Source organism: Mycobacterium sp. E183, from assembly GCF_001667735.1.
Taxonomy (GTDB): Bacteria; Actinomycetota; Actinomycetes; order Mycobacteriales; family Mycobacteriaceae; genus Mycobacterium.
This window is the reverse complement of sequence record NZ_LZJN01000001.1, coordinates 45,416-53,549: the sequence shown is the minus strand read 5'-3', so window position 1 is coordinate 53,549 and position 8,134 is coordinate 45,416. Positions and strand designations below refer to the sequence as shown.

Genomic DNA, 8,134 nt, shown 5'->3' with positions numbered 1-8,134 from the left:
CGAAGGCCTGGGCGAAGGCCGGAAAGCGTTGGTACAGCTCCCGTCCCATCCCGAGCCGCTGGGAGCCCTGGCCGGGGAACACGAACACGCGCTTACCGACCGGGCGGGTTCGCCCGACCGCCGCGCCCGGGCCGGGCGCCCCGGACGCCACCCCGGCCAGCCCCGCCATCAGGGCGTCCCGGTCGCCGCCCACCAGCACGGCGCGGTGCTCCAGGGCCGCCCGGGTGGTGGCCAGCGACCAGCCCACGTCCACGGCGCGCAGAGCGGGCTCGACGTCCAGGTATGCCAAGAGCCGCCCGGCCTGCGCGGCCAACGCCTCGGCGGACCGGGCCGACACCACCCATGGCAGCACCGCGTCCGGTTGATCATGTTGAGCTGCAACGGGTTCCGGCTCGGCGGGCGGCTGCTCGACGATTACGTGGGCGTTCGTCCCGCTGATCCCGAACGACGACACCCCCGCGCGGCGCTGTCCGTCGCGCGCCGGCCAAGACCGGGGTTCGGTCAGCACCGACACCGCGCCCGAGGACCAGTCCACGTGCGGCGACGGCACATCCACGTGCAGCGTCTTGGGCGCCACCCCATGCCGCATCGCCTGGATCATCTTGATCACGCCGGCCACCCCCGCGGCGGCCGACGTGTGACCGATGTTGGACTTGATCGATCCCAGCCACAGCGGCCGGTCAGCCGGCCGGTCCTGCCCGTAGGTCGCCAGCAGGGCCTGGGCCTCGATCGGATCGCCCAGAACCGTTCCGGTGCCGTGGCCTTCGACCACGTCGACGTCCGCAGCGGTCAGCCCGGCGTCGGCCAGGGCCGCCCGGATCACCCGCTGCTGGGACGGCCCGTTCGGTGCGGTCAGCCCGTTGGAGGCGCCGTCCTGGTTGACCGCCGAACCGCGCAGCACCGCGACCACCGGATGCCCCAGCCGTCGCGCGTCGGCGAGGCGCTCCAGCACCAGGACGCCCGCGCCCTCCGACCACGACGTGCCGTCCGCGGCGCCGGCGTAAACCTTGCACCGGCCGTCGGGGGCCAGCGCCCGTTGCCGGCTGAATTCCACGAACGCGGCCGGGGTGGCCATCACCGTCACGCCTCCGGCGAGCGCCAGGTCACACTCCCCCGAGCGCAGCGACTGCGCCGCCAAATGCATGGCCACCAGCGAGGACGAACACGCCGTGTCGATCGACACCGCGGGGCCTTCCAGCCCCAGCACGTACGACACCCGCCCCGAGGTCACGCTCAGGGTCGAACCGGTCAGCCCGTAGCCCTCCAGCTCTCCCTTCACCTCGCCGCCGTAGCCGGCGTGGATGACCCCGGCGAACACGCCGGTCGCCGAGCCGCGCAAGGCCAGCGGGTCAATCCCCGCCCGCTCCAACGCCTCCCAGGAGATCTCCAGCATCAACCGCTGCTGGGGATCCATCGCCAGGGCCTCGCTGGGGCCCACCCCGAAGAAGCCCGCGTCGAAGGCCGCGGCGTCGCGCAGGAAGCTGCCCTGGCGGGTGTACATCTTCCCGGCCGCGTCGGGATCCGGGTCGTAGAGCCCCTCGACATCCCAGCCGCGATCCGCCGGGAAGTCCGACACCGTGTCGCGGCCGTCGTTCACCAGCTCCCACAGCGCCTCCGGCGAATCGACCCCGCCGGCGTACCGGCACGCCATGCCCACCACCGCGATCGGTTCGGACAGCTTGCCTTCCAGCTCCGCGACGCGTCGCCGCGCCCGACGGAGATCCGCCGTCAGGCGTTTCAGGTAGTCGACGTGCTGCGTGGTATCCGGCATCGCGGTCTCAGCGGCCGAGTTCTTCATCGAGGATGGCAAAGAGTTGGCTTTCGCTGGCGGCGTCGAGGTCGGCGTCGAGGCCCTCGGGGTCGAGGTGATCGGCGGGGCCCACGGCCGCGAGCAGAGTCTGCAGGCGGGCCCGCAGCGCCGCCCTGTCGGATGGGTCCCAGTCGGTCCGGCCGAGCAACGCCTGCAATTCGCGGGTGATGTCGGTGAAGCGGGCCATCAGGTCGGGCTGGTCGTCAACCGGGTCGGCGGACAGGTGGCCGTCGAGGTGCCCGGCCAGCGCGGCCGGCGTGGGGTAGTCGAAGATCAGCGTGGGCGAAAGGGTAAGGCCGGTAGCCGTTTTCAGCCGGTTGCGCAGTTCGACCGCGGTGAGCGAATCGAAGCCGAGGTCGCCGAAGGCGCGGCCCGGGTCGATGTCGGCGGGGTTGGGCAGGCCCAGCACGGTCGCCGCGTTCGCGCGGACCAGGTCGACCAGCTCGCGGTGGCGGGCCTCGGGGGTCAGGCCGTGCAGGCGCGCGGCGAGACCGGTCAGCAGGGCGGTCGCGTCGGCGTCGTCGACGACGCGGCGGGTGGTGCGGGTGGCCAGCTCGCTCAGCAGCGGCGGCAGCGCGGCGGCGTTGTCGGACAGGGCGATCCGATCCAGGCGGGCGGCCATCAGCACCGGGGCCTCGAGCAGCATGCCGGCGTCGAAGGATTCCAGCGCCTGCTGGGTGGACAGTGGCGCGATGCCGAGCCGGCTCATCCGGGCCTTGTCGCGCTCGCCGAGGTGCGCCGTCATCGCCGACGCCTGCTCCCACAGGCCCCAGGCCAGCGACAGGCCCGCGAGCCCGTGCGCCCGCCGGTGGGTGCACAGGCCGTCGAGGAAGCTGTTGGCCGCCGCGTAGTTGGCTTGGCCCGGGGTGCCGACGATGCCGGCCATCGACGAGAACACCACGAACGCCGACAGATCCAGGTCCCGGGTCAGCTCGTGCAGGTGCCAGGCCCCGTCGACCTTGGCCCGCAGCACCGCGTCCACCCGGTCCGGGGTCAGCGAGGCGATCAGCCCGTCGTCGAGGACGCCGGCCGCGTGCACCACACCGCGCAGCGGATACCGCGCCGGAACCTGGGCCAGCATCGCCGCGACGGCGTCTCGGTCCGCGACGTCGCAGGCGACCACCGACACCTCGGCGCCCGCCTCCCGCAACTCGTCCACCAGCTCCGCGACTCCCGCGGCCCCCGCGCCGGCCCGGCTGGCCAGCATCACGTGGCCGACGCGGTAGCGGTCGACGAGGTGGCGGGCCAGCGCCGAACCGGCCATGCCGGTGCCGCCGGTGATCACCACGCTGCCGCCGGCCAGCCCGCCACAGCCGCTGAGCACGGCGCCGGGCCCGGACGGGATGGTCAGCGCGACCTTGCCGATGTGCCGGGCCTGGCTGACGAACCGGTACGCCGCCGAAGCGCAGCGGACGTCGAAGGTCTTGAGCGGCAACGGTGTCACGGCGCCATCGCGCATCAGCTCCACGATCTGGGCCAGCATCGCCGCGGTGCGGTCGGGCCCGGCCTCCAGCAGGTCGAAGGCCTGGTACCGCGCGCCTCGATGCTCCCCGGCGACGACGCGCGGGTCGCGGACGTCGGTCTTGCCCATCTCGATGAACCGCCCGCCGGGGGCCAAGAGCCGCAGCGACGCGTCGGTGAACTCACCGGCCAGCGAGTTGAGCACCACGTCGACCCCGGCCCCGCCGGTGGCCGCCGAGAACTTCTCCGCGAAGTCCAGCGTCCGCGAATCGCCGATGTGGTCGTCGTCGAACCCCATGGCGCGCAGGGTGTCCCACTTACCGCGGCTCGCGGTCGCGAACACCTCCGCGCCCCAGTGCCGCGCCAGCTGGACCGCGGCCATGCCAACCCCACCGGTGGCGGCGTGCACCAGCACCCGCTCGCCGGCCCGCAGGCCGGCCAGCACCGACAACCCGTAGAGCGCGGTGAGAAACACCACCGGGACACCCGCGGCCGTGACCAGCGACCAGCCCTGCGGCACCGGCGTGACCAATCGCCGGTCCACCACCGCCTCGGAACCGACCACGCCAAGCAGCCCCATCACCGCATCGCCGACCGCCAGGCCCTCGACGCCCGGACCGACCTCGACGACCACGCCGGCGCCCTCGGCCCCCAACTGTCCGCCGCCCGGGTACATGCCCAAGGCCACCAACACATCCCGGAAGTTCACGCCCACCGCGGCCACGGCCACGCGAACCTGCCCGGCCTCCAGTTCCACCCGCGGGCTCGGGGCCACCACCAGGTCCTCCAGCGTGCCCCCGCCGCCCGCGTCCAGCCGCCAGTCACCGGGCGGCAGCCGCAACACCGATCCGCCGCGGGCCTGCCGCATCCGGGCCGCGTAGGCCACGCCCGCGCGGACCACCAATTGCGGCTCGCCGCAACCGATCACGGCGCGGGCGTCCAACGAGCCGTCGGAGTCGATCAGCACCACCCGGCCCGGCTGCTCGGCCTGCGCCGAGCGGACCAGCCCCCACACCGCCGCACCGGCCAGGTCCGCCACGTCCTCACCGGCGAGCGCGACCGCCCCGCGGGTCTGCACCGCCAGCGTCCCGGACTCCGGATCGGCCAACCACGACTGCAGGACGCCGAGCGCCTCGGTGGTGGCCGCGTGCACGGACCGGACCGCGTGGGCGCCGTGCGCGCCCGGCTCCCACAGCGTGGCGTCGGAGCCCTTGTCGCTCAACGGTATCGGCGACCAGGCCACCTCGAAGAGCCCCTCGGCGGGCGCGGCGGCCGCGGCCAGCTGCCCGGCCGAGACCGGGCGCATCGCCAGCGATCGCACCGACAACACCGGCAGCCCGGACCCGTCGGCCAATTCGACCGACACCGCCCCGGTGCCGGACGGCGCTATCCGGACCCGCGCCCGCGAGGCGCCGCCCGCGTGCAGCGACACCCCCTGCCAGGAGAACGGCAACACGGTTTGCCCTTGTTCGGCGGCGACGCCCATCGCGTGCAGCGCCGCGTCCAGCAACACCGGATGTATCCCGAAGCCGCCGTCCTGACCGCCCGCCTCGTCCGGCACGGCGACGTCGGCGAAGATCTCGTCCCCCCGCCGCCACATCGCGTGCAGCCCACGGAAGGACCGGCCGTACTCGTAGCCGCGATCCGCGAGCCGCGCGTAGCCGTCGGCCACGTCCACCGGCGTCGCCCCCGCCGGCGGCCACACCGACAGGTCGGCGGACGGCGCGACCGCCGCCGGGCGCACCGAGCCGTGCGCGTGCAGCACCCACTCCGATTGCGCGCCCGCCGAATACACCGACAGCTCGCGCTCCCCCGACGCGGCGGGCGCGCCGACCACCACCTGCACCTGCACGCCGTCGGTCGCCGGCAGCACCAACGGGGCCGACAACGTCAGCTCCTCGATCGCCCCGCATCCGACCTCGTCGCCGGCGCGGATGGCCAGCTCCACGAACGCCGCGCCGGGGAACAACACGGTGCCGCCGACCGCGTGGTCGGCCAGCCACGGCTGAGCAGCCGTCGACAGCCGGCCGGTCAGCACCACCCCGCCGGAGTCGGGCCGCTGCACCACCGCGCCGACCAGCGCGTGCCGGGCGCCGGCCAGGCCCAGGGTGGCCACGTCGCCCGAACCGGTGGAGCCGCCCGGCAGCCAGAAGCGCTGCCGCGCAAAGCCGTACGTGGGCAGGTCGACGCGACGGCCACCCAAACCGGCGATCGCGGCGCGCCAGTCCACGGGCACGCCCGCCACGTAGGCCTGGCCCGCCGAGAGCCAGAACCGTTGCAGCGAACCGTCGTCGCGCCCCAGCGACGGGACCACCAAAGCGCCGCCGCAGTCGGTCACGGTGTCCTCGACGGCGGCCAGCAGCACCGGGTGCGGGCTGGATTCGACGAAGACCCCGTACCCGGCGCCGCACGCGTTGCGCACGGCGCGCTCGAACTGGACGGTCTGCCGGATGCTGCGGTACCAGTAGTCGGCGTCCAGGGCGGCGGTGTCGAGCAGTTCGCCGGTCACGGTGGAGAACAACGCGACCGAGGACGTTCGCGGCGCGATGCCGGCCAGCGCCTCGGCCAGCGCCGGACGAATCGCGTCCACGTGCCGGGAGTGGGAGGCGTAGTCCACGTCGATGCGGCGGGCGCGCACGCCGTCGGCCTCACAACGGACCATCAACTCGTCGAGGGCGCCCAGCTCACCGGACACCACCACCGCCGAAACCCCGTTGACGGCAGCGACATTCAACAGCTCGCCCCATCCGGCGATCAATTCCTCGGCCCGGCCCAGCCCGCATGCCAGCGACACCATGCCGCCCGCACCGGACAATTCCACCAGCAGCCGGCTGCGCAGCGCCACCACCCGGGCCGCGTCCTCCAGCGAGAGGGCGCCGGCCACATACGCCGCCGCGATCTCGCCCTGGGAGTGACCGATCACCGCGTCGGGGACGACGCCCACCGAGCGCCACAACTCGGCCAGCGACACCATCACCGCCCACAGCGCCGGCTGCACCACGTCCACCCGGTCCAAGCCCGGCGCGCCGGGCGCACCGCGGATCACGTCGACCAGCGACCAGTCGACGTGTTCGGCGAGCGCCTTCTCGCAACGCTGCAGGTGTTCGGCGAAAACGGCCGAGCTGTCCAGCAATTCGGCTCCCATGCCGGTCCACTGCGACCCCTGCCCCGGGAACACGAACACCGTCTTGCCGACCGGCTGCGCCCGGCCCACCGCCGCGCCCGCACCCGGTTCGCCGGCCGCCACCTCGGCCAGCCCCGCGGCCAGACGCTCGCGGTCGGCGCCCACCAGCACCGCGCGGTGCTCGAAACGCGACCGCGTCGACACCAACGACCACGCCACGTCGACCACCCGCAGACCCGGGTCGTCGTTCACCCGGGCCAGCAGCCGGGACGCCTGGTTGGCCAGCGCGTCGGCCGATCGGGCCGACAGCACCCACGGCGCGGGGGCGTCATCACCCGCCGGCGCGGGGCTTTCGGGCGGCGGCTGCTCGATGATGACGTGGGCGTTGGTGCCGCTGATCCCGAAGGACGACACCCCCGCGCGGCGAGGCCGGTCCCGCGTCGGCCAGTCCCGCGCCTCGGTCAGTAGCGACACCGCCCCCGCCGACCAATCCACGTGCGGCGTAGGCACATCCACGTGCAACGTCTTGGGCATCACCCCGTGGCGGATCGCCTGCACCATCTTGATCACCCCGCCGGCGCCGGCCGCCGCCGACGTGTGACCCATGTTGGACTTGATCGACCCCAGCCACAGCGGCTCGGACCGGTCCTGCCCGTACGTCGCCAAGACCGCCTGCGCCTCGATCGGATCCCCGAGGGTGGTGCCCGTCCCGTGTCCCTCCACCAGGTCCACGTCCGCCGCCCGCAGGCGCGCGTCGGCCAGCGCGGCGCGGATCACCCGTTGCTGCGACGGCCCGTTCGGCGTCGCCAGCCCGTTCGAGGCGCCGTCCTGGTTGACCGCGGATCCGCGCAGCAGCGCCAGCACGGTGTGCCCCGACCGCTGCGCGTCGGACAACCGTTCCAGCACCAGCACGCCGACGCCTTCGGAAAAACCGGTGCCGTCGGCGGCGCCCGCGTACGCCTTGCACCGCCCGTCGGCGGCCAGCGCACGCTGCCGGCTGAACTCGATGAACATCGCCGGGGTGGCCATCACCGTCACGCCGCCGGCCAGCGCCAGGTCGCACTCGCCGGCCCGCAGCGATCGCGCCGCCAGGTGCATGGCCACCAACGACGACGAGCAGGCCGTGTCGACGGAAATGGCCGGGCCCTCCAGGCCCAGTTCGTAGGCCACCCGGCCCGATGCCACGCTCAGCGTCGAACCGCGCAGCCCGTAGCGCTCCAGGTGGCCCGGCACCCTGCCCTGGCCGCCGTACGAGCCGTGGAAGATGCCGGCGAACACGCCGGTGGCCGAGCCGCGCAGGGTGACGGGGTCAATCCCGGCCCGCTCCAACGCCTCCCAGGACACCTCCAGCAACAGCCGTTGCTGCGGGTCCATCGCGAGCGCCTCGCTGGGCGCGATGCCGAAGAACGCGGCGTCGAAGTCGGCCACGTCGGCCAGGAAGCCGCCGCAGCGGGCATAGGACTTGCCCACCGCGTCGGGGTCGGGATCGAACAGGCCAACCAGGTTCCAGCCGCGGTCGGCCGGGAAGTCCGAGACCACGTCGCGGCCCTCGGCCACCATCCGCCACAGGGCCTCCGGCGAATCCACCCCACCCGGGTACCGGCAACCCATCCCCACCACCGCCACGGGTTCGGTTGCCGCGGCGAGGTATTCGCGGACCTCGCGCTTCAGCCGCTCGTTTTCCTTGAGCGAGGCGCGGAGGGCCTTAACGAGCTCCTCGGGGTCGGCGGTCATGACAG

General features: G+C 73.8%; 2 protein-coding genes. Both read right to left on the bottom strand.

The features are described 5' to 3' along the window. Nucleotides 1-1,771, bottom strand: a 1,771-nt coding sequence (locus A5691_RS00195) for a type I polyketide synthase (RefSeq protein WP_197694372.1), incomplete at its 3' end; no start/stop codon positions are given. A 7-nt stretch (nt 1,772-1,778) separates the two neighbouring features. Further along, entirely contained in the window at nt 1,779-8,129 is a 6,351-nt protein-coding gene (locus A5691_RS00190) for a type I polyketide synthase (RefSeq protein WP_068015370.1), read from the bottom strand. Nucleotides 8,130-8,134 lie beyond the last annotated feature (5 nt).